Origin of the sequence: Methylobacterium crusticola (genome assembly GCF_003574465.1) — a bacterium.
GTDB lineage: Bacteria > Pseudomonadota > Alphaproteobacteria > Rhizobiales > Beijerinckiaceae > Methylobacterium > Methylobacterium crusticola.
The window spans coordinates 73,008-96,654 of record NZ_QOWC01000004.1 but is presented as its reverse complement, the minus strand read 5'-3'; the positions used below and the strand labels follow the sequence as shown (position 1 = coordinate 96,654).

Below are 23,647 nucleotides of genomic sequence, written 5' to 3'. Positions count from 1 at the left end.
TCAAGGCCGTCCAGGATCTCCTGCCGGTCCGGAAGGACGAGCGCGGCGCCGCCGCGAAGGACGGGCGCGGCCGGCTGCGGCTCGCCTGACCGGCCGACCTGATGCGCGGGCGGCACGGCCGACCGCCATCCGCCGCCCGTCCGTCGCCTCGCCTTGCCGGGCGGGCGGCGGACTGGCAGAAGCGGCGCGCCTTGCGGCACCTCCCGCGGATCGCACAGCGGACACGATTGAGCAGATGATCGAGGCCCAGGACCGCATCCCGTCTGGCGCCCGGCCGGAGGTCGGCCCGGTGCTGGTCACCGGCGCGAGCGGATTCCTCGGGCCCGCCCTGGTGGACGTGTTCCGCGCCGCCGGCTTCCCGGTCCGGGTGCTCGTGCGGGCGACGAGCCCGCGCACCAACCTGACCTGGCCCGACGTCGCGGTGGCCGAGGGCGACATGCGCGACCCCGAGGCCGCCGCCGCGGCCATGCGGGGGATGCGCTACCTCGTCCACGCCGCGGCCGATTACCGGCTCTGGGCGCCGGACCCCGAGGAGATCGTGCGCACCAACCGCGACGGCACGCGGGTGCTGATGCGGGCGGCCCTCGAGGCCGGGGTGGAGCGGGTCGTCTACACGTCGAGCGTCGCCACCATCAAGCCGCACGACGACGGCACGCCGGCCGACGAGACCCGGCCGCTCACCCCCGAGACCGCCATCGGCGCCTACAAGCGCAGCAAGGTGGTGGCCGAGCGCGTGGTCGAGGAGATGGTGGCGCGCGAGGGCCTGCCGGCCGTGATCGTCAATCCCTCGACGCCGATCGGCCCGCGCGACGTGAAGCCGACGCCGACCGGGCGCATCATCGTCGAGGCGGCCCGGGGCAGGATGCCGGCCTTCGTCGATACCGGCCTCAACCTCGCCCACGTCGACGACGTCGCGGCCGGCCACCTCCTGGCGCTGCGCCGGGGCCGCATCGGCGAGCGCTACATCCTGGGCGGCGAGAACGTGCTGCTGTCGCGGATGCTGGCCGACATCGCGGGCCTCGTCGGCCGCAAGCCCCCGACCGTGCGGCTGCCCCGGGCGGCGGTGTACCCGGTGGCGTTCGTGTCCGAGCTCGCCGCGCGGGTCACCGGCAAGGCGCCCCTCGCCACCCTCGACGGCATCCGCATGTCGCGCTACCGCATGTTCTTCTCCGACGCCAAGGCCCGGGCCGAGCTCGGCTACGGGGCCCGGCCCTACCGCGACGGCCTCGCCGACGCCGTCGCCTGGTTCCGTCAGGCTGGATACCTCCGATGACCACCGCCACCGAGGCGCGCTCCGGCAAGTCGCACCGCGACGAGAACTTCCCGGTCGCCTCCCACCTGATCCACCCGCGCCACCGCGGCGCGATCCTGGCCTTCTACGACTTCGTGCGGGCCGGCGACGACGTCGCGGACAATGGCGGGCTCCCGCCCGAGCGCAAGGTCGCGCTCCTCGACGGGCTCGCGGCGGCGCTCGCCGGGCGCGGGCCGGACGACCCCGAGGCGGCGCCCCTGCGCGCGGCCCTGGCCGCACGCGGCCTGCCCCCGCGCCACGCCCTCGAGCTCCTCGACGCCTTCCGGATGGACGCGCGCAAGTCCCGCTACGCCACCTGGGACGAGCTGATCCACTACTGCCGCTACTCGGCGATGCCGGTCGGGCGCTTCGTGCTCGACGTGCACGGCGAGGACCCGGCCGTGACCTGGGGGCCCTCGGACGCCGTCTGCGCGGCGCTCCAGATCGTCAACCACCTCCAGGATTGCGGGAAGGATTTCCGGCAGCTCGACCGGGTGTACCTGCCGCAGGACGCCCTCGACGCCCACGGGGCGAGCGTCGCGATGCTCGGTGCCGAGCGCGCGCCGCCGCCCCTGCGGGCCGCCATCGCGGCGCTCGCGCGGCGCAGCCTCGACCTCCTCGAGGAGGGCCGCGCCCTCCCCGACCTGATCGACGACACCCGCCTGAGCCTCGAGATCGCGGCGATCCACCGGCTCGCCGTCGTGCTGGCCCGCGGCCTGACGGAGCGCGATCCCCTGAGCGAGCCGGTGCATCACGGCAAGGCCGCCTTCGCGCTCGTCGCGCTCAGGGGCGTGGCCGCCTGCCTGGCGCGCCGGCCGTTCCGCCGCCGCCTCCATCCCGTCCTCCGGGGAGCGCGCCCGTGAACGCCCGCACGACGTCCCGCCAGGCTCCCTCCGAGGGCGGCGCCTCCGAGGTCGCCCCGTCCCATGTCGGCGCCTCCCGGGAGGCCGGGGCCCGGGACGCCCCCCCGGAGGCGGCGCCCGCCCTGCCGGCGGCCGGCTCCTCCTTCTACACCGCCATGCGGCTGCTCCCGCCCGAGCAGCGCGAGGCGATGTACGCGGTCTACGCCTTCTGCCGGGCGGTCGACGACGTCGCCGACGACGGCGGTCCGCGAGAGGCGCGGGCGGCGGAGCTCGCCCGCTGGCGCGCCGACGTCGACGCCCTCTACGCCGGCACGGTCCCGCCGCGCCTGGTCGGCCTCGCCGAGCCGGTGCGCCGCTTCGGCCTCGCGCGCGAGGACTTCCAGGCCGTCATCGACGGCATGGCCATGGACGCGCAGGCCGACATCGTCGCCCCCGACGCCCGGACCCTCGACCTCTACTGCGACCGGGTCGCGAGCGCGGTCGGGCGGCTCTCGGTCCGGATCTTCGGCCTCGCCGAGCAGCCGGGCCGCGACCTCGCCCACCATCTCGGCCGCGCGCTCCAGCTCACCAACATCCTGCGCGACGTCGACGAGGACGCCGCGCGGGGACGGCTCTACCTGCCCTCGGAGCGGCTGGCGGCGATCGGGCTCGCGCACCCGACGCCCGCGGCGGCCCTCGCGCATCCGCGCCTCGGCGAGGTCTGCGCGGCCCTGGCCGACGAGGCGGAGGCGCATTACCGCGCCGCCTGGCGGGTGATGGCGGGCGCGCCGCGCAAGGCCACCAAGGCGCCCCGTTTGATGGGGGCGGCCTACCACCTGATCCTCGAGGGGCTGGTGCGGCGCGGCTGGGCCGCGCCGCGGGCCCGGGTGAGGCCCGGGAAGCTCCGGCTCGTCGGCGTCGTCCTCCGGCACGGGATCGTCTAGGCCGATGGGAACCGTCCACGTCCTCGGCGCCGGGCTCGCGGGGCTCTCCGCCGCCGTCCGCCTCGGCCTCGCCGGCCGGCAGGTCGTCGTTCACGAGGCCGCCAAGCAGGCCGGCGGGCGCTGCCGCTCGTACTTCGATCCCGCCCTCGGGCTGACGATCGACAACGGCAACCACCTGCTCCTGTCCGGCAACCGCGACGCCCTCGCGTTCCTGAAGGCCGTCGGCGCGCCGGACGACGCGCTCGCGGGGCCGGACGAGGCCGCCTTCGCGTTCGCCGACCTCGCCAGCGGCGAGCGCTGGACCCTGCGGCCCAACGCCGGGCGCCTGCCCTGGTGGGTGCTCGACGCGCGCCGCCGGGTGCCGGGCAGCCGCGCCCGCGACTACCTGGCGCCGCTCGGCATCTTCCGCGGCGCCGGCCGGGCCGCCACGATCGGCGACAGCATGGCCTGCGGGGGCCTGCTCTGGGACCGGCTCTGGCGCCCGGTGCTCCTCGCGGCCCTCAACACCGAGCCGCAGGAGAGCGATGCCGGCCTCGCCGCCACCATCCTGCGCGAGACGCTCGGCGCCGGCGGCCGGGCGTGCCGGCCCCTCGTCGCCGTCGAGGGGCTGTCGGCCGCCTTCGTCGAGCCGGCCCTGCGCTGCCTGGCGCGCCAGGGCGCCGGGCTGCGCCTGGGCCGGCGCCTCAGAGCCCTGCGCATCGAGGGGGACAGGCTCGCGGCCCTCGACTTCTCCGACGGCACCGAGACGCTCGGGCCCGACGACGCCGCCGTCCTCGCCCTGCCCGCCTGGGTCGCCTCCGACCTGATGCCGGGGCTGCGCGTCCCCGAGAGCCACCGCTCGATCGTCAACGCCCACTTCGCGCTGCCGCCCCGGGCCGGCGCGCCCCTGCTCCTCGGCGTCGTCGGCGGGCTGACCGAGTGGCTCTTCTCCTACCCGGACCGGCTCTCGGTCACGATCAGCGGCGCCGACCGCCTCCTCGACGTGCCCCGGGAGGAGCTCGCCCGCACGATCTGGGGCGAGGTGGCGCAGCTCTCCGGCTACGGCGACGCGCCCCTGCCCCGGTGGCAGATCGTCAAGGAGAAGCGTGCCACCTTCGCGGCGACGCCCCGGGAGGCGGCGCGGCGGCCGGGTGCGCGCACGCACGTCGCGAACCTCGCGCTTGCGGGAGACTGGACCGCGACGGGACTGCCCTCGACCATCGAGGGCGCGATCCGCTCGGGCGCCACCGCCGCCGCGCTCCTGGCGAATGGCGGTGCGGTTCTGCGCGGAGCCGCTTGACGGCGGGGGCCGCATCCGGGAACAGCTTGAGCGCAGGCGGCGTTTGTGCGGCGCCGCAAAGCCGGGGCATCACGGCGGCGGCCCGGGGCCGCCGCGCAAGAAGGCGGCCCGTGGCGGCCGCGCAAGAAGGCGGCCGGGGCCGCCGCACACGAGGGCGGCCCCGGCCGCCGGGTACGAGGAAGGTGACAGGGTCGTGGGCAAGGTCGAGACGCTGCAACGCAGGAGCACGCAGGACATCACCCTCGAGGATGTCGAGCGGCGGGTGTCGCTCGCGTCCCGGGCCCTGATCGGGCTCGCCAACGCCGACGGCCACTGGTGCTTCGAGCTCGAGGCGGACGCCACCATCCCGTCCGAGTACATCCTCTACCACCATTTCCGCGGCTCGGTGCCGACCGCGGAGCTGGAAGGCAAGATCGCCAACTACCTGCGCCGGACGCAGAGCGCGCAGCACCACGGCTGGTCGCTCGTGCACGACGGCGCCTTCGACATGAGCGCCACCGTCAAGGCCTACTTCGCCCTGAAGCTCGTCGGCGACGCGACCGAGGCCCCGCACATGCGCCGGGCCCGGGACGCGATCCTGAAGCGCGGCGGCGCCGCGCACGCCAACGTCTTCACCCGCACCCTGCTCGCCCTCTACGGCGAGGTGCCGTGGACCGCCGTGCCGGTGATGCCGGTCGAGATCATGCTGCTGCCGCGGTGGTTCCCGTTCCACCTCGACAAGGTCTCGTACTGGGCCCGCACCGTGATGGTGCCGCTGTTCGTGCTCCAGGCGAAGAAGCCGCGGGCCCGCAATCCCCGCGGCGTCGGCATCGCGGAGCTGTTCACCCAGGCCCCCGAGCGGGTGCGCCGCTGGCCCTCGGGCGCGCAGGAAACCTCGCCCTGGCGGCCGGTCTTCTCGGCCATCGACGCGGTGCTCCAGCGGGTCGAGGGCGCCTTCCCGGCCGGAGCGCGGGCGCGCGCCATCGACAAAGCGGTGGCCTTCGTGAGCGAGCGGCTCAACGGCGAGGACGGCCTCGGCGCGATCTTCCCCGCCATGGTCAACTCGGTGCTGATGTACGAGGCCCTCGGCTACCCGGAGGACCATCCCCTCGCGGTCACGGCCCGCTCGGCGGTGGAGAAGCTCGTCACCGTCAAGGAGCACGAGGCCTACGTCCAGCCCTGCCTGTCCCCGGTCTGGGACACGGCGCTCGCCGCCCACGCCATGATGGAGGTCGGCGGGCCCGAGGCCGAGCACCAGGCCGCCCGCGCCCTCGACTGGCTCAAGCCCCTCCAGGTGCTCGACATCAAGGGCGACTGGGCGGCCCAGAAGCCGGACGTCCGGCCCGGCGGCTGGGCCTTCCAGTACGCCAACCCGCACTACCCCGACCTCGACGACACCGCCGTGGTGGTGATGGCGATGGACCGCGCCCAGACCCGGCGCAGCCCGAGCGAGGACCCCTCCGATTACGGCGCCTCCATCGCCCGGGCCCGGGAATGGGTCGAGGGCCTGCAGAGCCGCGACGGCGGCTGGGCCGCATTCGACGCCGACAACACCCACCACTACCTGAACTACATACCGTTCTCGGACCACGGCGCGCTCCTCGACCCGCCAACCGCCGACGTGACGGCGCGCTGCGTCTCGATGCTGTCGCAGCTCGGGGAGACCCGGGCGACGAGCCCGGCCCTCGAGCGCGGCATCGAGTACCTCCTCGCCGACCAGGAGGCGGACGGCAGCTGGTACGGCCGCTGGGGCATGAACTACGTCTACGGCACCTGGTCGGCGCTGTGCGCCCTCAACGCGGCCGGCCAGGACCCCGCCTCCGCGCCGATGCGCAAGGCGGTGGCTTGGCTCGTCGGGATCCAGAACCCGGACGGCGGCTGGGGCGAGGACGCGGCCAGCTACAAGCTCGAGTACCGGGGCTACGAGCGGGCGCCGAGCACCCCGTCGCAGACCGCCTGGGCGCTGCTCGCCCTCATGGCGGCGGGCGAGGCCGACCACCCCTCGGTCGCCCGCGGCATCAACTACCTGACCCGCACGCAGGAGGCCGACGGCCTCTGGAGCGAGGAGCGCTACACCGCGACCGGGTTCCCGCGGGTGTTCTACCTGCGCTACCATGGCTACGCGAAGTTCTTCCCGCTCTGGGCGCTCGCCCGCTACCGGAACCTGAAGCGCGGCAACAGCCTGCGGGTCGCGGTCGGCATGTAGGGCGGGCGCGGGGCCCGGAGCCGGGCCGCCCGCACCGGAACACCTTCGGGGGTTCCGGAATTCCGTCCCGCGCCGGGAGGCGCCGGAGAGCCCGCGATGACGCTCTACAGCTACCACGTCTCGCACGAGCAGGTCGCGCCGCGCGACCTGCTGGCGCTCGTCCAGCGCGCCGAGCAGGCCGGCTTCGACGGCGCCTTCTCGTCCGACCACCTCCAGCCCTGGTCCACGGGCCAGGGGCAGTCCGGCTTCGCCTGGGCCTGGCTCGGCGCCGCCCTCCAGGCGACCCAGCGCATGACCTTCGGCATCGTCACGGTGCCGGGGGGATGGCGCTACCACCCGGCGGTGCTGGCCCAGGCGGTGGCGACGCTCGGCCAGATGTTCCCCGGGCGCATCCCCTGGGTGGCGCTGGGCAGCGGCCAGGCCATGAACGAGCAGGTCACCGGTGCGCCCTGGCCCGACAAGGCCGAGCGCAACGCCCGCTTGCGCGAGGGCGCCGAGATCATGCGGGCGCTGCTTGCCGGGGAGACCGTGACGCAGCGGGGCCGCCTCACCGCCATCGAGGCCCGCGTCTGGTCGCGCCCCGAGACCCCGACCCGCCTCGTGGGGGCGGCCACCAGCGAGGAGACCGCGGCCTGGCTCGGCACCTGGGCCGACGGGCTCCTCACCGTCGGCACCCGGCCCGAGGTCCTGGGCCCCATCGTCGACGCCTTCCGGGAGAACGGCGGCGCCGACAAGCCGGTCTTCCTCAAGCTCGACCTGAGCTACGCGCCCGACCCCGCGCAGGCCCTGCACCAGGCCCACGCCGAGTGGCGCTTCAACCTGCTCCCGCCCGCCGTGGCCTGGGAGCTGCGCAGCCCCGCCGACTTCGAGGCCGCGGCCCGCTTCGTGCGGCCCGAGGACCTGCGCGAGGCCGTGCTCGTCTCCCACGACCTCGCCGCCATCGCCGACCGCATCGCCGCCTGCGCGGCCCTCGGCTTCGACAGCATCGACCTGCACCAGGTCGGCGGCAGCCAGCCGGCCTTCATCGACGCCTTCGGCGAGCGGGTGCTGCCCGCGCTGCGCGCCCGCAAGGCCCCGGTGGTCGAGTTCGACCCGTTCGGGCGCAAGCCCTCGGCGCGGGCGGGGTAGCCGGCCGGCGAGGCGTGCGACGCCGCCGCGCCGGCGTGGCCTGCGCGCCACATAGACGCCCCAGCCGCCCTGGTATGAAGGCTGCATCGCGCGGACGCGCTCCGCGCCCTGCCCGCCAGACAGGTTGACCACCCGCATGATCGTCGTCGAGGAGAATCACGGCCCCGCGCCGCACCCGGTGCTGGCCGTGACGGGGCTCGCCCGCGAAGCCCGCCTGGCCGCCGGCCCCGGCGTCGCGACGGTCGGGGCCGGGGGCAACCCGGAGCGTCTGCGGCACTTGCTCAGCGCCCGCACGCCGCCCGGCTGCCGGGCCGTGATCAGCATCGGCATCGCGGGCGGGCTCGATCCGGGCCTCGCGCCCGGCGACGTCGTGGTGGCGACCGGGATCGTGACGCCGGCCCGGCGCTTCGGCGCGCACCCGCAGGTCGCCCGGATCCTCGCGCAGCGCCTCGCGGCGGCGCCGATGCGGGTGGTCTCGGCGGACCTCGCCGGGGTCGACGCCGCGATCCTGTCGCCCCTCGCCAAGGCGGCCCTGCGCAGCGAGAGCGGCGCGGCCGCCGTCGACATGGAATCCCACGTCGCGGCCGCCTTCGCGGAGGCGCACGGCCTGCCGTTCTGCGCGCTCCGGGTGGTGTGCGATCCGGCCGACCGGGCCCTGCCGGCCGCCATCGCCAAGGCCCTCAAGCCCGACGGCGAGCCCGACCTGCTCGCCGTCCTGTCGGCGCTGGCACGCCGCTCCGCGTCGCTGGGCGGGCTCGTGCGCCTCGCCCGCGACTCGTCGGCGGCCTTCGCCTCCCTAGGCCGCTGTCGCGCGCTTCTTGGCGTCGGCCTTGGCGTCCCGGATCTCGGAGAGCTTCTGCGCGACGTTGCGTGAGAACACGAACTCCGCCGGGCGCTGGTTCTCGAGGGAGATGTCGGGGGCCATCTCGCCCTCGGTCTTGATCCCGCGCAGGGCGTAGACCAGGGGCTTCCAGGGCTTCCTCACCGAGTCGACCACCGAGGACGCCTCGTAGCCGGAATGCACCATGCAGTCGGCGCACTTCTCGTAGTTGCCGGTGCCGTAGGAATCCCAGTCCGTGGTCTCCATCAGCTCCTTGAAGGTCCGGGTGTAGCCCTCGCCCAGGAGGTAGCACGGCTTCTGCCACCCGAACACGGTCCGGGTCGGGTTGCCCCACGGCGTGCAATGGTAGGTCTGGTTGCCGGCCAGGAAGTCGAGAAAGAGGCCGGATTGCTGGAAGGTCCACTTCTCGCGGCCCTTCTGCTTGCCGTACCGGAACACGCCGCGGAACAGCTCCTTGGTGGCCTTGCGGTTCAGGAAGTGCTGCTGGTCGGGCGCGCGCTCGTAGGCGTAGCCCGGCGAGACCGTGATGCCGTCGATCCCCATGCGGGTCACGCTGTCGAAGAAGTCCGCGATCTTCTCCGGCGCCGAGTTGTTGAAGAAGGTGCAGTTGATCGTGACGCGGAAGCCGAGCTCCTTCGCCTTCTTGATCGCCGCCACGGCCTTGTCGTAGACGCCGCGCTGGCACACCGACTTGTCGTGCATCTCCTCGTCGCCGTCGAGGTGGATCGACCAGGTGAAGTACGGGCTCGGCTTGTACTGCGCGATCTTCTTCTCGAGCAGCAGCGCATTCGTGCAGACGATCGCGAACTTCTTCTGCGCGATGATGCCGTCGACGATCTGCGGCAGGTCCTTGTGCAGCAGCGGCTCGCCGCCGGCGATCACCACCACCGGTGCGCCGCACTCGCGGACCGACTCGAGTGCCTCGTCGACCGGCAGCCGCTTGTTGAGGATCTCGTCAGGATAGTCGATCTTTCCGCATCCCGCGCATGCGAGATTGCACCGGAACAACGGCTCCATCATCATCACCAGCGGATAGCGCTTGCGCCCGGTGATGTGCTGCTTGAGGATATAGCCGCCGATCTTCGCGACGTACCGAAGAGGGATGCCCAAGATCAGGCTCCTTGTGTGTCGTTCGCAGTGCCAAGCCGGCTGCTTAGCGCGAAAAATGGCGAATTTCCAGCAAGCTAGGTTCGAATGGGTCCAGCCTGCGGTCGATTGAACCGAGGTGTTGCCCAAACTCGACGGGAGCGGAATGGTCGCGCGCTCCTCGGCGCCCGGGGAGCGCCGGGACGCGCGGGCGCGTGCGACGCTGCAACGCAGCAATGCCCTTCCGCACCAGCGCCTCCTGGGTCGCGGCGCCGGGTGTCGGGCCGGCGGTCGGCGCCGACCCGGAATCGATCCGGTCGAGGTCGCGGGCCTCCCGCACGGGATGGCTCCCCGGCCCGGCCTCGCGGCCGATCCCGCGTCGCCGGTTGCCGTCCAGGGAGTTCCGGGCGCCCATTGCCAGGCCCAGGTCGACCAGCCCGGCGAGGGCCCGCGCGACGGCGTAGCGCCGGGCTTGCGCGCGCCGGGCCGGCGGCGGGCCCGCCGAGGCCGGCGGACTCGTTTTCCCGCAACGCGTTGCATTCGGGCCTTCGGACCACTACTTAGCGCGCCAACACGGCGAACCGTGACGCGTCGGCGATCCCGCTCGGGCGGACGCCGCTCCCAGGCCACAGCAACAGAGGCAGGCTCCGCATCGTGATCGAACGGCTCGTGGCCTATTCCGTCCATCGGCGCTGGATCGTCCTGGCAGCAGCGCTGCTCGTGACCGTGGCCGGCGCATTGACGGCGGCGCACCTGTTCCGCATCAACACCGACGTCGAGCGCCTGATCACGTCCGACGTGCCCTGGCGACAGGACGAGATCCAGTTCGAGAAGGCATTCCCCCAGCGCAGCAACCTGCTCGTCGCGGTCCTCGACGCCCGCACGCCCGAGCAGGCCGACGAGGCCGCCAACCGGCTGACCGAGGCCCTCTCCAAGCACAAGAACCTCCTGCCGGTCGTCTACCGGCCCGACGGCGGCCCGTTCTTCGACAAGAACGGGCTCCTGCTCATGTCCCAGAAGGAGCTCGACCAGACCACCGAGCGCCTGATCCAGCAGCAGGGCCTGCTGGGGCCGCTCGCGGCCGATCCGTCCCTGCGCGGCATCATGCAGGCCCTCGGCCTGGGCGCCCAGGGCGTGAAGTCCGGCCAGGCCAAGGCCGAGGACCTGGTCGAGCCCGTCGGCCAAATGAAGGCGACCTTCGACAAGGTCCTCAAGGGCGAGCAGGCCCGGATGTCCTGGCAGTTGCTGCTCGCCGGCGGCAAGGCGGAGGTCGGCGACCTGCGCCGCTTCGTCATCGCCCAGCCGGTCCTCGACTACGACGAGTTGCAGCCCGGCGCCCGGGCGACGGAGCTGATCCGCGACACCGCCCGGGGCCTCGGGCTCACGGCCGAGAACGGCGTGCGGGTGCGCCTCACCGGCCAGGTCGCCGTCGCGGACGACGAGTTCGCGACGCTGTCGGACGACGCGCTGCTCAACAACTCGGTCACGGTCGGGGCGATCGTCCTGTTCCTCTGGCTCGCCCTGCGCTCGGCCAGCCTCGTCGTCGCGGTGCTGATCACGACCTTCGCGGGCCTGATCGTCACGGCGGCCCTGGGGCTCCTGATGGTGGGTGAGCTCAACCCGATCTCGGTCGCCTTCGCGGCCCTGTTCGTGGGCCTCGGCATCGATTTCGGAATCCAGTTCGCGGTGCGCTACCGGGCCGACCGCTTCGCGCAGCCGGACCTCGCCCTGGCGATCCGGTCCGCGGCCCGGGGCGTGGGCTGGTCGCTGACCCTCGCGGCGGTGTCGCTCCTCGCCGGCTTCTTCTCGTTCCTGCCGACCGACTTCCGGGGCGTCTCGGAGCTCGGCCTCATCGCCGGCGTCGGCATGATCGTGGCGTACCTGTTCTCCCTCACGCTGCTGCCGGCCCTCATCGCGGTGATGCGGCCGCGGGGCGAGAAGGAGGAGGTCGGCACCGCGCGCCTCGCCTCCGTCGACCACTGGATCCTCGCGCACCGCAAGCTGGTGCTGGTGCTCACCGGCCTCGTCACCGTGGCGGGCCTGCCGTTCCTCTACAAGCTGCCGTTCGACTCGAACCCGATGCACCTGCGCAGCGCGAAGGTGGAGTCGGTCGCGACCTACCTCGACCTGACCAAGGACCCGAAGACCAGTCCCAACACCATCGACGTGGTGGTGCCGAGCCGCGACGCCGTCACCCCCATGGTCAAGGAGCTGACGGCGCTGCCGAGCGTCTCCGGGGTGATCGACATCGACACCTTCGTGCCGCCCGACCAGGACCAGAAGCTCGCCACCATCGAGGACGCGGCCCAGGTCCTCGGCCCCGTGCTGAGCCCGCCCCGGGTGGCGCCGCCGCCGAGCGACCGCGAGGTGGTCGCGGCGATCAGGACCGCGGTCACGGCCCTGCGCGGCATCGCCGGCACCGGCGAGACGCCGGCGCAGAAGACCCTGCAGGGCTTCACCGAGACCCTCGAGCGCCTGGCCGCGGCCGAGCCCGCATTCCGCGAGGCCGCCGCCGCCGCCACGGTGCCCGACCTCAAGGCGCTGCTCACGCGCCTGCGCGCCCTGCTCTCGCCCGAGAAGATCACCCTCGAGAATCTGCCGGCGCAGATCCGCTCCGACTGGATCGCCGCCGACGGCCGCGCCCGCATCGAGGTGCAGCCGAAGGGCAATTCCAACGACAACAACGTCCTGCGCCGCTTCGCCAAGGAGGTGCTGAGCGTGGCGCCCCACGCCACCGGGGCGCCGGTGGCGACGACGCGCTCGAGCCACACCATCCTGGGCGCCTTCATCGAGGCGGGCCTGCTGGCGCTGGTGTCGATCTTCATCATCCTGTCGGTGGCCCTGCGCCGGCCCTGGGACGTCGCCATGGCGCTCGGCCCCCTGGTGCTCGCCACCCTGTGGACGCTCGAGGCGCTCTACGTCATCGGCATGCCGCTGAACTTCGCCAACATCATCGCGATGCCGCTGATGCTGGCGGTGGGCGTGGCGTTCCACATCTACTACGTGATCGCCTGGCGGGCCGGCGTCGCCGACATGCTGGCCTCGAGCCTCACCCGGGCGATCTTCTTCTCCGCCCTCACCACCGGCACGGCCTTCGGCTCCCTGGTGCTCTCGAGCCACCCGGGCACCGCCAGCATGGGCAAGCTCCTCGCCCTCTCGCTGTTCTTCACGCTGGTGGCCGCCTTCTTCATCGTGCCGGCCTTCCTCGGGCCGCCGCCGAAGACGGCGCGGGAGAAGACCGGCCCCGCCGGTGCGGCTGCCCGGCGCGATCCGCTGATCCCGGAGCCGGCCGAGGTCGTGCCGGCGACCTCGCAGCGGCTGGTCTGAGCGGCCGTCGCCCGGGGAGCCTGCGGGCGCGGCCCGGGGTTTGCGCGCGGCAGCCCGCCCGGTGACCGGGCGGTCCGCCTCAGGCGAAATCCGAGAAGCCGCCCAGCACGGCGCCCGACGCCCTCAGGGCCGCGCGGCTCGCCGGCGCCGTCAGGGCCGCGAGCTCCTCCGCGTAGGCGTAGCCCGGCGCCTCGCCCGGGAAGCCGCCCGTCGTCGCCGGATGGGCGTAGAGCTCCGTCAGCCCGTCCGGCAGGTGCGCGAGCAGCCCCGCGACGCGGGCCGGATGCAGGGCGCCCGACCAGGCGAGGCCGAGCACCCCGTCCGGGACCAGCAGGCCGGCGCCGCGGGCGCGCAGCGCCAGCAGGGCGGCCCAGGGGGCGGTGTCGAGGGCGGGGCGCGGGGCGGTGCCCGGCTCGGCGCGGCGCAGGACGGCGCGGGGTTCCCGCGGCACCCGGAGCGCCCGCACGCCGTACTCGCGCCCGATGGCCAGGACGAGGCCGGCGATCACCGGGTGGACGTGGAAATGCTTGTGGGCGTTGACGTGGTCGAGGGGCAGCCCGGTCGCCCGGTAGGCCTCGAACTGCGCCCGGATCTCGGCGGCGAGCTGCCGGCGGGCGCTCGGCCGCAGCGCGAGGTCGAGCCCGAGGCGGCCCATGTCCCGCCGCAGGAGGCCGTCCGCGCCGACGAGATCGGGCAGCCGGTCCGGCGGCAGGGTCGGCCAGGCCTCGACCATCACGAGGTGCAGCCCGACCCGCAGGGTCGGCGCGGACCTCGCCCGCGCCACGGCGTCGGCGGCGGCCGGCGCCGACACCATCAGGCTCGCGGCCGACAGGATGCCGTCCCGGTGCGCCCGCTCCACCGCCTCGTTCACCGGCAGCGACAGGCCGAAATCGTCCGAAGTGACGACGAGGCGTTTGATGGCGGGGGATCCTGACGGTTGCGGGCGCGAGGCCGCCGGCCGCACCGGCGCGTCCCCCGCCCGGATGAGCCGACGGGCCCGCGGGGCGCCAGCCGCCAGCCTCGGGCGCCCCCGGACGACGCCGTTCCGGGGGGCGGCCTTCCTACGCGGCCGCCTTCGTGGTGGTCTGGCGCTCCTTGAGGAAGCGGTAGAACTCGACGCCCTCGCGCAGGCGCCGCTTCATCATCTCGGGCGAGCGCACCATCTCGCCGACGATCGAGGCGATCTTCGGGGCGCGGAAGTAGAACTTGCGGTAGAAATCCTCAACCGAGTTGAAGATCTCGGTGTGCGACAGGTGAGGATAGTGCAGTGGTGCGATCTGCACGCCGTTGTCGTCCACCAGCTCCGCATTGTCCTTGTCGAGCCAGCCGTTCTCCACCGCCTGCTTGTACAGGAAGGTGCCCGGATAGGGCGCCGCCAGGGAGACCTGGATGGTGTGGGGGTTGATCCGGGTCGCGAACTTGATCGTTTCCTGGATCGTCTCCTTGGACTCGCCCGGCAGGCCGAGGATGAAGGTGCCGTGGATGGCGATGCCGAGCTCGTGGCAATCCTTGGTGAACTTCTCCGCGACCTCGACCCGCATGCCCTTCTTGATGTTGTGCAGGATCTGCTGGTTGCCGGACTCGTAGCCGACGAGCAGCAGGCGCAGGCCGTTGTCGCGCAGGACCTTCAGGGTCTCGCGCGGCACGTTGGCCTTGGCGTTGCACGACCAGGTCACGCCGAGCTTGCCGAGCTCCCGGGCGATCTCCTCCGCGCGGGGCAGGTTGTCCGTGAAGGTGTCGTCGTCGAAGAAGAACTCCTTCGTCTGCGGGAACGCCTGCAGGCAGTACTTGATCTCGTCGATGACGTGGCCGACCGAGCGCGTGCGGTAGGTGTGGCCGCCGACGGTCTGCGGCCAGAGGCAGAAGGTGCAGCGCGACTTGCAGCCCCGGCCGGAATAGAACGAGATGTAGGGGTGCTTGAGGTAGCCGATGAAGTAGTTCTCCATCACGAGGTCGCGCTTGTAGACGCTCGTGACGAAGGGCAGCTGGTCCATGTCCAAGAGCACCGGCCGGTCCTCGTTGTGCACGATGACGCCGGAGCCGTTGCGGTAGGACAGGCCCTTGATCTGGGAGAGGTCGCGGCCCTCCGCGACCTCCTTGCAGGTGAGGTCGAACTCGTTGCGGGCGACGAAGTCGATCGCCGGCGCCTTCTCGAGGGAGCCCTGCGCGTCCACCGCCACCTTGGCGCCGATCAGGCCGGCCTTGAGGTTCGGGTTCGCGGCCTTGAGGGCCTCGACGGTGGCGACGTCGGCCTTGAACGACGGCACCGAGGTGTGCAGCACGACGAGGTCGAAATCCTTCGCCTGGGCGGCGACGTCCCCGAGCTTCAGGTTGTGGGGCGGCGCGTCGATGAGCTTGGAGTTCTCGACGAGCGCGGCCGGCTGGGCGAGCCAGGTCGGGTACCAGAACGACTTGATCTCGCGCTTGGCCTGGTAGCGGGAGCCGGCGCCGCCGTCGAATCCGTCGAAGGTGGGGGCCTGGAGGAAGAGGGTCCGCATCGGGTTCGTCTCTCGAGAGGGTGGGCCGGAGGGCGGCGGGGGACGGCCGCCCGGCGGGCGGCGATCAGGTCGAGGAAGCGCCGGGTTCGGGAGCGAGGCCGGGCTCGGGGATGAGCGTGCCATCTGCCACAACGCGATAATCGTGACCTTTCCAAGTCACGGCGCCGGAGACGAAGCACCAGGCGAAGCCCGCGAAGGAGAGAAGGTCGCGGATCGGCAGCAGCCAGTAGGGGTGCGGCGCGAGGCCGAAGGCCCGCTCGACGCGCATGCACAGGATGATTCGGCACGCCAGCGCCAGCGCCGCCACCGCGAGGGCGAGGTGCCCGGACCCGGGCATCAGCGCCCCGATGAGCGCGAGCGGGAAGGCGTGCGTCACGAGGGTCCCGGCGTAGCCGACCGGGTCGACGTTGCGGATGGTGCGGTTCCAGCGGGTCTCGTGCCGCCACAGCTCGGGCAGCGAGGTGTCGACGCAGGTGTGCCCGATCGTGAAGCTCGGGATCGCCACCAGGCCGCCCTGCGCCCGCAGGGCTGCCCCGAGGGCGTAGTCGTCGGCGAGGTCGTCCTTGATCGCCTCGAAGCCGCCGATCTCCGCCAGCATCGCGGCCCGGAACGCGATGGTCGAGCCGAAGCACGGCTCGGCGAGGCCGAGCGCGGTGCCCATCAGCACGTTCGGCAGGAACTGCGTGTCGATGGCGAGGGTCGAGAGGTGGGCCCAGACCGTCCGGTGGGCCGGGACGCCGTGGTAGAGGCACGTCACCCCGTTGACGCCGGGACGGGCGAGCTCGGCCGCGAGGCGCTCCAGGTAGTCGGGCCCGACCACCATGTCGCTGTCGGCCAGCACCACGACCTCGTGGGCGATGAGGCCGCTCATGTTGATCAGGTTCGAGACCTTGCGGTTCGCGCCGTGCTGGCGCGCGTCGACCACGAGGTCGATGCGCAGGGTCGGGTGCGCGGCCTGGAGGCGGTGCACCACCGCGATCGCCGGGTCGCCCGCGGTCTGCACGCCGAAGATCACCTGCACGGCGCCCGCGTAGGCCTGGGTGCAGAAGGTGGTCAGGTTCTCGTAGAGGTTCGCCTCGTTGCCGCAGAGCGGCTTCATCACCGTCACGGAGGGGCGCGGCGCGTCGGGCGCGAGGCGCGGCGCGGCCTTGCGGGCGAGGCGCCCGGCGAGCCACGCGGTCGTGAGCCCGTACAGGCAGCCCGCCAGCGCCAGGGTGAGAAGAAGGGTCGTGATCCAGGTCGAATCCATGACGATCGCGAGGTCCCGAGGAGTGGGCCGGGCGCAGCGGCGCGCGGCGTGCTTTGGCGTCCAGCCTGGAGGCAGGCCGTTAGGGCTTCGTTTCCGTTGCCGGCCTTTTTTCGGCGGGCTTGCCGTCCAGGGGCTTGCCGTCCGCCGGCGCCGCCCCGGGGCCCGACGTCGCGGGCGCGGCCGCCGCGGGAGCGGCCGCCAGCATCCCCTCGGTGGTCTTGCGCAGGTGGGCCAGGAGCCCGTCCGGCCCGCCGCTGCGCAGGGGATCGGTGAAGCCGGTCCGCAGGGTGCCGGCCTCGCTCACCGTCCCCTGGAGGTAGACGTCCGTGATCTTGTTGTCGGGGCCGAGGATGTAGTCGACCGGCGAGGGGTCGCCGCTCGCATCCGTCACGGTGGAGCGCACCAGGCGCCCGCTGCCCCGCGCCTCGCTCTTTGCCTGCACCTCGAAGCGGCTCCCGGCCGCCGCCGAGAGCCGGGTGGCGTAGGTCGCGGTGAGGTAGGGCCCGAAGGCCGCGATCAGGGCCGCCTGCTTGTCGGCCGGGATGTCTTTCCAGCGCGTGCCGACCCCGAGGCGCAGCATCGCCGGCAGGTCGAAGTTCTGGGCCATCGGTCCCGCCAGCACGGCGGAGCGGGCCCGCACGTCGCCGGCCTTCAGAGCCTCCTGGAAGGCGTCGGTCATGCGGCGCACTGTCGCCACCGCCGCATCGTCGTCGGCGCGCGCCGGGCCTGCGGGCCAGAGCGCGAGCGCGCCGGCTCCGAGGATGTCGCGAAGCGTCTCGCGTCGGGTCCCCACCAGATCACTCTCCCCTGTTGGCGTCGGCCGGCGTCGCGGCCGGCGCGCCGGCATAGCCGTAGGCGGGCCCGAGCCCGCCCGCGGGCTGCACCAGGGCCCGCAAGGTCGCCCCGATCCCGCCCGCGCGCAGGCCGCGGGCGGCGCCGGACGTGTCCTCGAGGGCGTGCCACAGCATCAGGCTCGGCAGCCCGACCACGAGGTCGGCGAGGCGCTTGAGCAGCGAGAGCGCCAGCGCCGCCTCCGCCGGGATGCCGAAGAGCGCGCAGAGCGCGATCAGGCCGCCCTCCTGCGCGCCGAGCGCCCCCGGCACCGCGAAGGCCGCGCCCCGCACCGCCTGGGCCAGGCTCTCGATCACCAGCGCCTCGAGGAAGCCGATCTCGTAGCCCATGAAGCGCAGGGCCACCCAGACCTCGAGGGTGCCGATCACCCAGCCGAACAGGTGCGTGGCGATCGCGGCGAGAATTCGGCCGCGACGGGCGTAGAGGCCGCGCAGGCGCTCGAACAGCACGTCGACGGCCCCGAGCGCCCGCCACTCGCTGCCGCTGGCGAAGCGGTTGATGGCGGCCTGGAGCAGGCGGTGCCCGAAGCGGCGCTGCACCAGGTAGAAGGCGCCGAGGGCCGGCGCGGCCAGCATCAGGCCGAGGCCGACGTAGTGCACGATCGGCCCCTCGCCCCCCAGCGCGATGAACACGCCGAGGCCGGCGACCGTGAAGAGGAACTGCGTCAGGGCCTGGACCATCAGGTCCACCAGCATGCTGGCGCCCGAGAGGCTGCCCGGGACCCGCTGGAGCGTCAGCAGGCGGGCGCCGATGAGGTCGCCGCCGACCTGCGCCACCGGCAGCAGGGTGTTCACGCCCTCGCGCACGAACCGGATGCTGACGCAGGCCCGCAGCAGCGGCCGCTCCGCGGGCGGGAACACCACCCACCAGCCGAGGCCCGCCCAGGCCACGGCGGCGAAGCGGGCGAGCACCACCAGGGCGGCGCCCCAGCCGGCCGCCCAGATCGCGGCCGCCACGGCCTCCGGCCCCGAGGAGACGAACAGGCCGATCACGGTGCAGAGGCCGGCGATCAGGCCCAGTGTCGTCAGACGCTTCATGACCCACTTTCTGTCGTCGCGGCGCGGCCTCCGGTCGCGGCAGGCGCGCCATTCCAGCAACGGTTGCGAAACAAACCAGCGCCGTCGCGTCTCGGCACGTTGCAGCTTTGGCAGGCGTTGTCTATCACCGGCCGGACACAGTGCTGGCGAATCCAGCATTGCGGGCGGCACTTTCGGGATCATCCGGTTGCCGCCCTAAGCTGATGTTAAGACGCGGATTTGTCGCTCGGCCGCGGGGGCCGGCGGGCAACGAGGCGCGAGGCCGAGCCGCACCGGGACGGCACCAGGGGGCATTGGGAGATGGATCGGGACACGACCTTCGAGGCCGAGCGTGACGGGCCCGGCGACGAGCCCGCGCGCGCGCTGCCGGGCCTGCCGGATCTGGGCCCGGGCCCGACGCCGGAGCCCCGCTCGCCCGTGATGGCCTGGAACGAGTGGGATCCGCTGGAGGAGGTGATCGTCGGGTCCCTCGACGGGGCCACGATCCCGTCGCACCACCTGACGGTGATCTTCAACCTGCCGCGGGCTGCCCAGCCCTTCTACCGGCTGGCCGCGGGCTTCCGCTACCCGCGATTCATGAAGACGCTCGCCCAGAAGGAGCTCGACGGCTTCATCGCCATCCTGGCCGGCGAGGGCGTGACGGTTCGCCGCCCCGACGCGATCGACCATTCCCGCCGCTACAAGGCGCCGCGCTGGTCCTCCCGCGGCTTCTGCGTCGCCTGCCCGCGGGACCCCTACCTCGTCGTCGGCGACGAGATCATCGAGGCGCCGATGTGCTGGCGCTCGCGCTACTTCGAGGGCGACGCCTACCGCTCGCTGTTCAAGGAGTATTTCCGCAACGGCGCCCGCTGGACCTCGGCGCCGCGGCCCGAGCTCTCCGACGCGCTCTACAACTACGACTACCGGGTGCCGGACCTGAAGGCCGGCGAGCCGATGCGCTACACGGTGAACGAGTTCGAGCCCGTCTTCGACGCCGCCGACTTCGTGCGCTGCGGCCGCGACCTGTTCGTGACGCGCTCGAACGTGACGAACCTGATGGGCATCGAGTGGCTGCGCCGCCACCTCGGCTCCGGCTTCCGCATCCACGAGATCGAGAGCCGCTGCCCGCAGCCGATGCACATCGACTCCTCGTTCATGCCCCTCGCGCCCGGCAAGGTGCTGGTGAATCCCGACTACGTCGACGTCGAGCGGCTGCCCGCGGTTCTCAAGAGCTGGGACGTGCTCGTCGCGCCCCGTCCCGACCCCGTCGAGGGCTTCATGAGCAGGATCTCGATGTGCTCGCCCTGGACCTCGATCAACGTCCTGATGCTCGACGAGAAGAGAATCGTCGTCGACGCCAGCCAGCCGACGCTGATCAAGGCGCTCAAGGACTGGGGTTTCGACCCGATCCCGACGCCGTTCCTGTCCTACGGGCCCTTCGGCGGCTCGTTCCACTGCGCCACGCTGGATGTGCGCCGGCGCGGCACGCTGAAGTCCTACTTCTGAGGCCGGCGGAGCGGTCCCCCGGCGCATGGAAGCGCGCCGGGGGGCCGGTCCGGCCTCCGGGGCGGGCCTGACGTCCGGCCGGACCGCCGGCGCGGTGGGCGGGCCGCACCCCCGCCCGGGCCTTCCCGCCCGGAGGCTGTTTCCCCGCCGTTGCTGGCGCGACACAGGCTTGGCAATAGCGACGCTTGGGGCTCGATGCGGGTGCCGCCGCTCCTCATTTCCTCCGATAACATGCCCGGATCGAAGTGAAGGACAGCATGATGGTCTCGCGTGCCCGCCCGTTCCGCCGCCGCGCCCTCGCGGGTGCCGCGGCCGTCGCGGCCTGCATCCCTGGTCCCGGTGTCGAGGCGGCCGATCTCTCGGCGCCCGCGCCGGCTCCGACCTTCGTGGTGGCCCCGCCACCGACCTGGATCGTCACGCTCTCGGGCAATCTCCAGGGGCTGCCGCAATATCCCGGCGCCAAGGACTACACCGCGGTCGTCTACCCGGGCGTCGACATCCGCCGCGCCGACCAGCCGAAGCGTTTCTCGGCCCCCGACGACGGCTTCAGTCTCGCCCTGTACGACAGCCCCTACTTCCGGGCCGGGCCGACGGCGCGGGTCGTCCCGGGCCGCTACTACGGCGACAACCGCAAGGCCCTGTTCGGCTTCCGGGACGCGATGTGGGCGGTCGAGCCCGGGGCGTTCGTGGAGTTCTGGCCGATCCCGGTCCTGCGCGCCCGGGCCGAACTGCGCCACGGCGTGCACGGCCACCACGGCCTGGTCGGCTCGGTCGCGGTCGACTACGTGCAGCCCATCGACCGCTTCGTGCTGTCGATCGGCCCGCGCTTCAACTTCGGCGACTCGTCCTTCGCGCAGCGCTATTTCGGCGTGCAGCCCTACGAGGCGGCGCTCAACGGCTTCGTGACGCCCTTCCGCCCCGAGAGCTACACCACGGTCGGCGGCCTCGCGGCCCTCACCTACACGTTCGACGCCCAGTGGGCCGTGACCGGCTACGCCAGCTACAACCGCATCGTGGGCGCGTCCGCCGACAGCCCGCTGGTGCGCGGCCGCTTCGGCACGCCCGACCAGTTCGTGTTCGGCACCCGGATCGACTACAGCTTCAGCATGCCGGCCCTGTTCTGACCGCGATATCCCCTCGGGTTCCGGGGGCCGCCGCGCTGCGCGGGCCCGGTTCCCGGCGGCGGGTCACGCGAGCGCCACCATGCTGCAGCTCTGCCCGCCGTCGACGGGCAGGCAGATGCCGGTGATGAAGCGCGCCTCGTCGGAGGCGAGGAACACCGCCGCGTGCGCGATGTCCCAGGCCTCCCCGCGCCGTCCGAGGGGCACCAGCCGGTCGCGTCCCGCATCCACGGTGCCGGCCGAGCGGCACTCGTCGGTGAGCGAGGTGTCGAGCAGGCCGGGCAGGATCGCGTTCGCCCGGATGCCGTCGCGGGCGTACTGCATGGCCACCGCCATCGTGGCCTGGTTCACCGCCGCCTTGGCGGCCGCGTACGCGAAGGCCGGCGCCCCGGTCCAGCGGATCGAGGCCACCGACGAGATGTTGACGACGGCGCCCTGGCGCCGGGCCCGCATCCCGGGCAGCACGGCCCGGCAGGTGCGCCAGACGCCGCCGACATTCGTCTCGATCGCCCGCCGCCACCCGCCCTCGTCGAGGTCCTCGGGGCCCCCGGCCTCCGGCTGGCCGACGTTGTTGTGCAGGATGTCGAGGCGGCCGAAGCGCCGCTCGCCGGCCGTCACCGACTGCGCCACGGCCTCGTAGTCGGTGACGTCGGCCGCGAGGGCCTCGGCGTCGTTGCCCTCCTCGGCGATGATCTGCGCCGTCTCCTCGGCGGCGGCGCGGACGCGGTCGACGCAGACGACCCGGGCGCCCTCGCGGGCGTACGCCACCGCGACGGCCTTGCCGTTGCCCCAGCCGGTGCCGGCGGAGCCAGCCCCGAAGACGATCGCGACTTTTCCGAGCAGGCGTTCCGGCATGGCGGCCTCCGTGTCACCCGGAGAGTCGCGAGAAAGGCCCCACCCGCGCAACGGGCGATGAAGCAGGGCCGCCATATGGCGCCCGCATGGATGACCGGCGTCAGGCGGCGCGCGCGCCCCGGTGCTGGACCGCCCGGCGCCACGCCGCGAGCCCGAGCGCCAGCGCGAGGGCGACCTGCGCGAGGCTTCCCTCCGCGAGGTGGACGGGACCGATCTGGAACCGGATCGCGAGCCAGACCGCCAGCCCGGACGCCCAGTAGCCGATGCAGAACACCAGGGTCGCGACCAGGAGGGAGACGAAGTCGTTCATGGGGCTGCCCTCGGGCACTCCCCGACCTCCGATGCAAGCGCCGCGCCACGCTTGCCGGGCCGCCTGCCCTCAGCGCGCGCGCTGGTTGACCGCCGCCGGGCGCGCGCCCGGCCTGCCGGGCTTCGGCGCGGCCTGGGGCGTCGTCGCCGTCGTGGCGGGCTTCTCGGAGGGCGGGCGCGGGGTCTCGGCCGCGAGGCGGCGCACCGGCCAGCCGTCGCTCCAGCGCTCCATGTCGGTGAAGCGCGGGTTCGCCTTCAGGCTCGCCGCATCCTGCCCGGCGAAGGCAGCGTTCGCCGCCATGTCGAAGCTCTTCCAGTAGGCCAGGTAGTCGAGGCTGTCGGTCCCGGCCGCGTTGATCTGGGCCACCAGGGTGGTCTGCTCGCCCGTGAGCGACATGTCGGCCGACCACTTGAAGGGCGGCGGCTTCTGCCTGGGGTCCCGCGGCGGCTCGGGCGGGCCCTTGATGGCGCCGGCATCGTAGGCGCCGTTGCTGCCGGCGGGCGACGCGAGGGTGGCCGAGAGGGCCGGGAAGCCGTGATCGTCCGAGAGGGCCCGGACCATGAGCTTGCGCTCGGGCGGCACCGCACTCGCCTCGCGCATCAGGCGCCGGGCCGCGAGGTCGGCGGCCCGGGCGTCGCGATCTCCGATCACCGTGACCACCAGGGTCGTCGGGCCGAGGCGGCCGAGGTCGTGCAGGGCGATGCCGCGGGACTTGTCGTCCCGGGCGATGCCGCCCGGCATCACGCCGAAGATCAGCCGCGGCACCGGCAGGCCGGTCTCCTGGGCGTGGGCGGCGAGGTTGGCCGCCAGGGGCACCCCGGCGAGGTGACCGATCAGGGCGAGGCGGCCGAGGTCGGGCTTGGCGTCGGCGTCGGACCCGAGCTCGGCGAGGGCGTCCTTGACGAGGCCGGCCGCGATGCCGCTCGCATCCGCCGGCCGGGTGCGGTTCACCTCCTGGAAGCGCGGGAACAGCACCAGGTAGCCCTCGCGGGCGAGATGCTCGATCCAGGCGCCGTAGACTTGCGGGTTCGTCGCCCCCCAGGCGTGCAGGAACACCACCACGGGCCGGCCCGCCGCCGGGGCCGCGCCGCTGCCGTAGAACGCGAAGGTCGTGGCGCCGGCCCGGCCGAGGGCGCGCTTGACGACGCTCGCGGCGACGTAGGACTGGCCGCCGGGGCCCTCCTTGGGCTGGGCCGGCGGCGTGGCGGCCCCCGCCTCGGGCGTGCCCGCGACGAGGCCGAGCGCGAGCAGGAGGGCGTGGCGAAGGCGGGGCTGGGGCTGCATGCGACCGGATGTGTGGGGGCGGGCCGTTATGCT

The 23,647-nt window shown here is 73.3% G+C and carries 19 protein-coding genes; 10 read left to right on the top strand and 9 right to left on the bottom strand.

From position 1 onward, the window contains the following. Positions 1 to 235 precede the first annotated feature (235 nt). From hpnA to DT057_RS07975, 7 genes are all read left to right on the top strand, one after another. On the top strand, positions 236 to 1,273 hold the full coding sequence (gene hpnA, locus DT057_RS08005; protein WP_128561551.1) for a hopanoid-associated sugar epimerase: 1,038 nt from the start codon (positions 236 to 238) through the stop codon (positions 1,271 to 1,273). Beyond that, positions 1,270 to 2,154 (top strand): squalene synthase HpnC, encoded by an 885-nt coding sequence (gene hpnC, locus DT057_RS08000; RefSeq protein ID WP_128561550.1) that lies wholly within the window; start codon positions 1,270 to 1,272, stop codon positions 2,152 to 2,154. The genes hpnA and hpnC overlap by 4 nt, the downstream gene beginning before the upstream one ends. Positions 2,155 to 2,309: 155 nt before the next feature. Further along, positions 2,310 to 3,077, top strand: a complete 768-nt coding sequence (gene hpnD / locus DT057_RS07995) for a presqualene diphosphate synthase HpnD (RefSeq protein ID WP_203236220.1) — start codon at positions 2,310 to 2,312, stop codon at positions 3,075 to 3,077. A gap of 4 nt (positions 3,078 to 3,081) precedes the next feature. Continuing rightward, positions 3,082 to 4,356: a hydroxysqualene dehydroxylase HpnE gene (hpnE, locus tag DT057_RS07990; RefSeq protein WP_128561548.1), complete on the top strand. Its 1,275-nt coding sequence runs from the start codon at positions 3,082 to 3,084 to the stop codon at positions 4,354 to 4,356. A gap of 193 nt (positions 4,357 to 4,549) precedes the next feature. Further along, the gene (shc, locus tag DT057_RS07985) at positions 4,550 to 6,541 is read left to right on the top strand and encodes a squalene--hopene cyclase (RefSeq protein ID WP_128561547.1); all 1,992 of its coding nucleotides are present in this window, start codon (positions 4,550 to 4,552) and stop codon (positions 6,539 to 6,541) included. Between the two features lie 96 nt (positions 6,542 to 6,637). Continuing rightward, complete coding sequence (locus tag DT057_RS07980; RefSeq protein ID WP_128561546.1) at positions 6,638 to 7,669, top strand: TIGR03885 family FMN-dependent LLM class oxidoreductase; 1,032 nt, start codon at positions 6,638 to 6,640, stop codon at positions 7,667 to 7,669. A gap of 136 nt (positions 7,670 to 7,805) precedes the next feature. Beyond that, a complete protein-coding gene (locus DT057_RS07975; RefSeq protein ID WP_128561545.1) occupies positions 7,806 to 8,543 on the top strand; it encodes a phosphorylase in 738 nt (245 codons plus the stop codon). Here DT057_RS07975 and hpnH read toward each other — a convergent pair. Beyond that, entirely contained in the window at positions 8,466 to 9,620 is a 1,155-nt protein-coding gene (hpnH, locus tag DT057_RS07970) for an adenosyl-hopene transferase HpnH (protein ID WP_128561544.1), read from the bottom strand. The two genes, DT057_RS07975 and hpnH, sit on opposite strands and share 78 nt — an antisense overlap. Positions 9,621 to 10,250: 630 nt before the next feature. Here hpnH and hpnN point away from each other — a divergent pair. Continuing rightward, positions 10,251 to 12,923: a hopanoid transporter HpnN gene (gene hpnN / locus DT057_RS07965; protein WP_128561543.1), complete on the top strand. Its 2,673-nt coding sequence runs from the start codon at positions 10,251 to 10,253 to the stop codon at positions 12,921 to 12,923. A 79-nt stretch (positions 12,924 to 13,002) separates the two neighbouring features. On the opposite strand, the gene hpnK is transcribed toward hpnN, so the two are convergent. The 5 genes from hpnK to DT057_RS07940 all read right to left on the bottom strand — a co-directional run bounded on the left by hpnK (position 13,003) and on the right by DT057_RS07940 (position 18,559). Beyond that, positions 13,003 to 13,842, bottom strand: coding sequence for a hopanoid biosynthesis-associated protein HpnK (gene hpnK / locus DT057_RS07960; RefSeq protein ID WP_128561558.1), 840 nt, complete (start codon positions 13,840 to 13,842; stop codon positions 13,003 to 13,005). A 142-nt stretch (positions 13,843 to 13,984) separates the two neighbouring features. Beyond that, the gene (gene hpnJ / locus DT057_RS07955) at positions 13,985 to 15,421 is read right to left on the bottom strand and encodes a hopanoid biosynthesis associated radical SAM protein HpnJ (RefSeq protein ID WP_128561542.1); all 1,437 of its coding nucleotides are present in this window, start codon (positions 15,419 to 15,421) and stop codon (positions 13,985 to 13,987) included. Between the two features lie 64 nt (positions 15,422 to 15,485). Further along, positions 15,486 to 16,670 (bottom strand): bacteriohopanetetrol glucosamine biosynthesis glycosyltransferase HpnI, encoded by a 1,185-nt coding sequence (gene hpnI, locus DT057_RS07950; protein ID WP_128561541.1) that lies wholly within the window; start codon positions 16,668 to 16,670, stop codon positions 15,486 to 15,488. A gap of 79 nt (positions 16,671 to 16,749) precedes the next feature. Continuing rightward, on the bottom strand, positions 16,750 to 17,463 hold the full coding sequence (locus DT057_RS07945; RefSeq protein ID WP_238313223.1) for a Tgt2/MlaC family protein: 714 nt from the start codon (positions 17,461 to 17,463) through the stop codon (positions 16,750 to 16,752). A 4-nt stretch (positions 17,464 to 17,467) separates the two neighbouring features. Next, on the bottom strand, positions 17,468 to 18,559 hold the full coding sequence (locus DT057_RS07940; protein WP_128561539.1) for a lysylphosphatidylglycerol synthase domain-containing protein: 1,092 nt from the start codon (positions 18,557 to 18,559) through the stop codon (positions 17,468 to 17,470). Between the two features lie 300 nt (positions 18,560 to 18,859). Between DT057_RS07940 and DT057_RS07935 the strand changes: the two genes are divergently transcribed. Continuing rightward, positions 18,860 to 20,044: an amidinotransferase gene (locus DT057_RS07935; RefSeq protein WP_407068085.1), complete on the top strand. Its 1,185-nt coding sequence runs from the start codon at positions 18,860 to 18,862 to the stop codon at positions 20,042 to 20,044. A gap of 257 nt (positions 20,045 to 20,301) precedes the next feature. Beyond that, positions 20,302 to 21,168, top strand: coding sequence for a MipA/OmpV family protein (locus tag DT057_RS07930; protein WP_128561538.1), 867 nt, complete (start codon positions 20,302 to 20,304; stop codon positions 21,166 to 21,168). A 63-nt stretch (positions 21,169 to 21,231) separates the two neighbouring features. Here the strand turns inward: DT057_RS07930 and DT057_RS07925 are convergent, their stop codons facing one another. The 3 genes from DT057_RS07925 to DT057_RS07915 form a co-directional block, all read right to left on the bottom strand. Further along, positions 21,232 to 22,020 (bottom strand): SDR family NAD(P)-dependent oxidoreductase, encoded by a 789-nt coding sequence (locus DT057_RS07925; protein ID WP_128561537.1) that lies wholly within the window; start codon positions 22,018 to 22,020, stop codon positions 21,232 to 21,234. Positions 22,021 to 22,120: 100 nt separating this feature from the next. Further along, entirely contained in the window at positions 22,121 to 22,330 is a 210-nt protein-coding gene (locus DT057_RS07920; protein WP_128561536.1) for a hypothetical protein, read from the bottom strand. Positions 22,331 to 22,399: 69 nt separating this feature from the next. After that, the gene (locus DT057_RS07915) at positions 22,400 to 23,614 is read right to left on the bottom strand and encodes an alpha/beta hydrolase family protein (RefSeq protein WP_128561535.1); all 1,215 of its coding nucleotides are present in this window, start codon (positions 23,612 to 23,614) and stop codon (positions 22,400 to 22,402) included. Between the last annotated feature and the right edge of the window lie 33 nt (positions 23,615 to 23,647).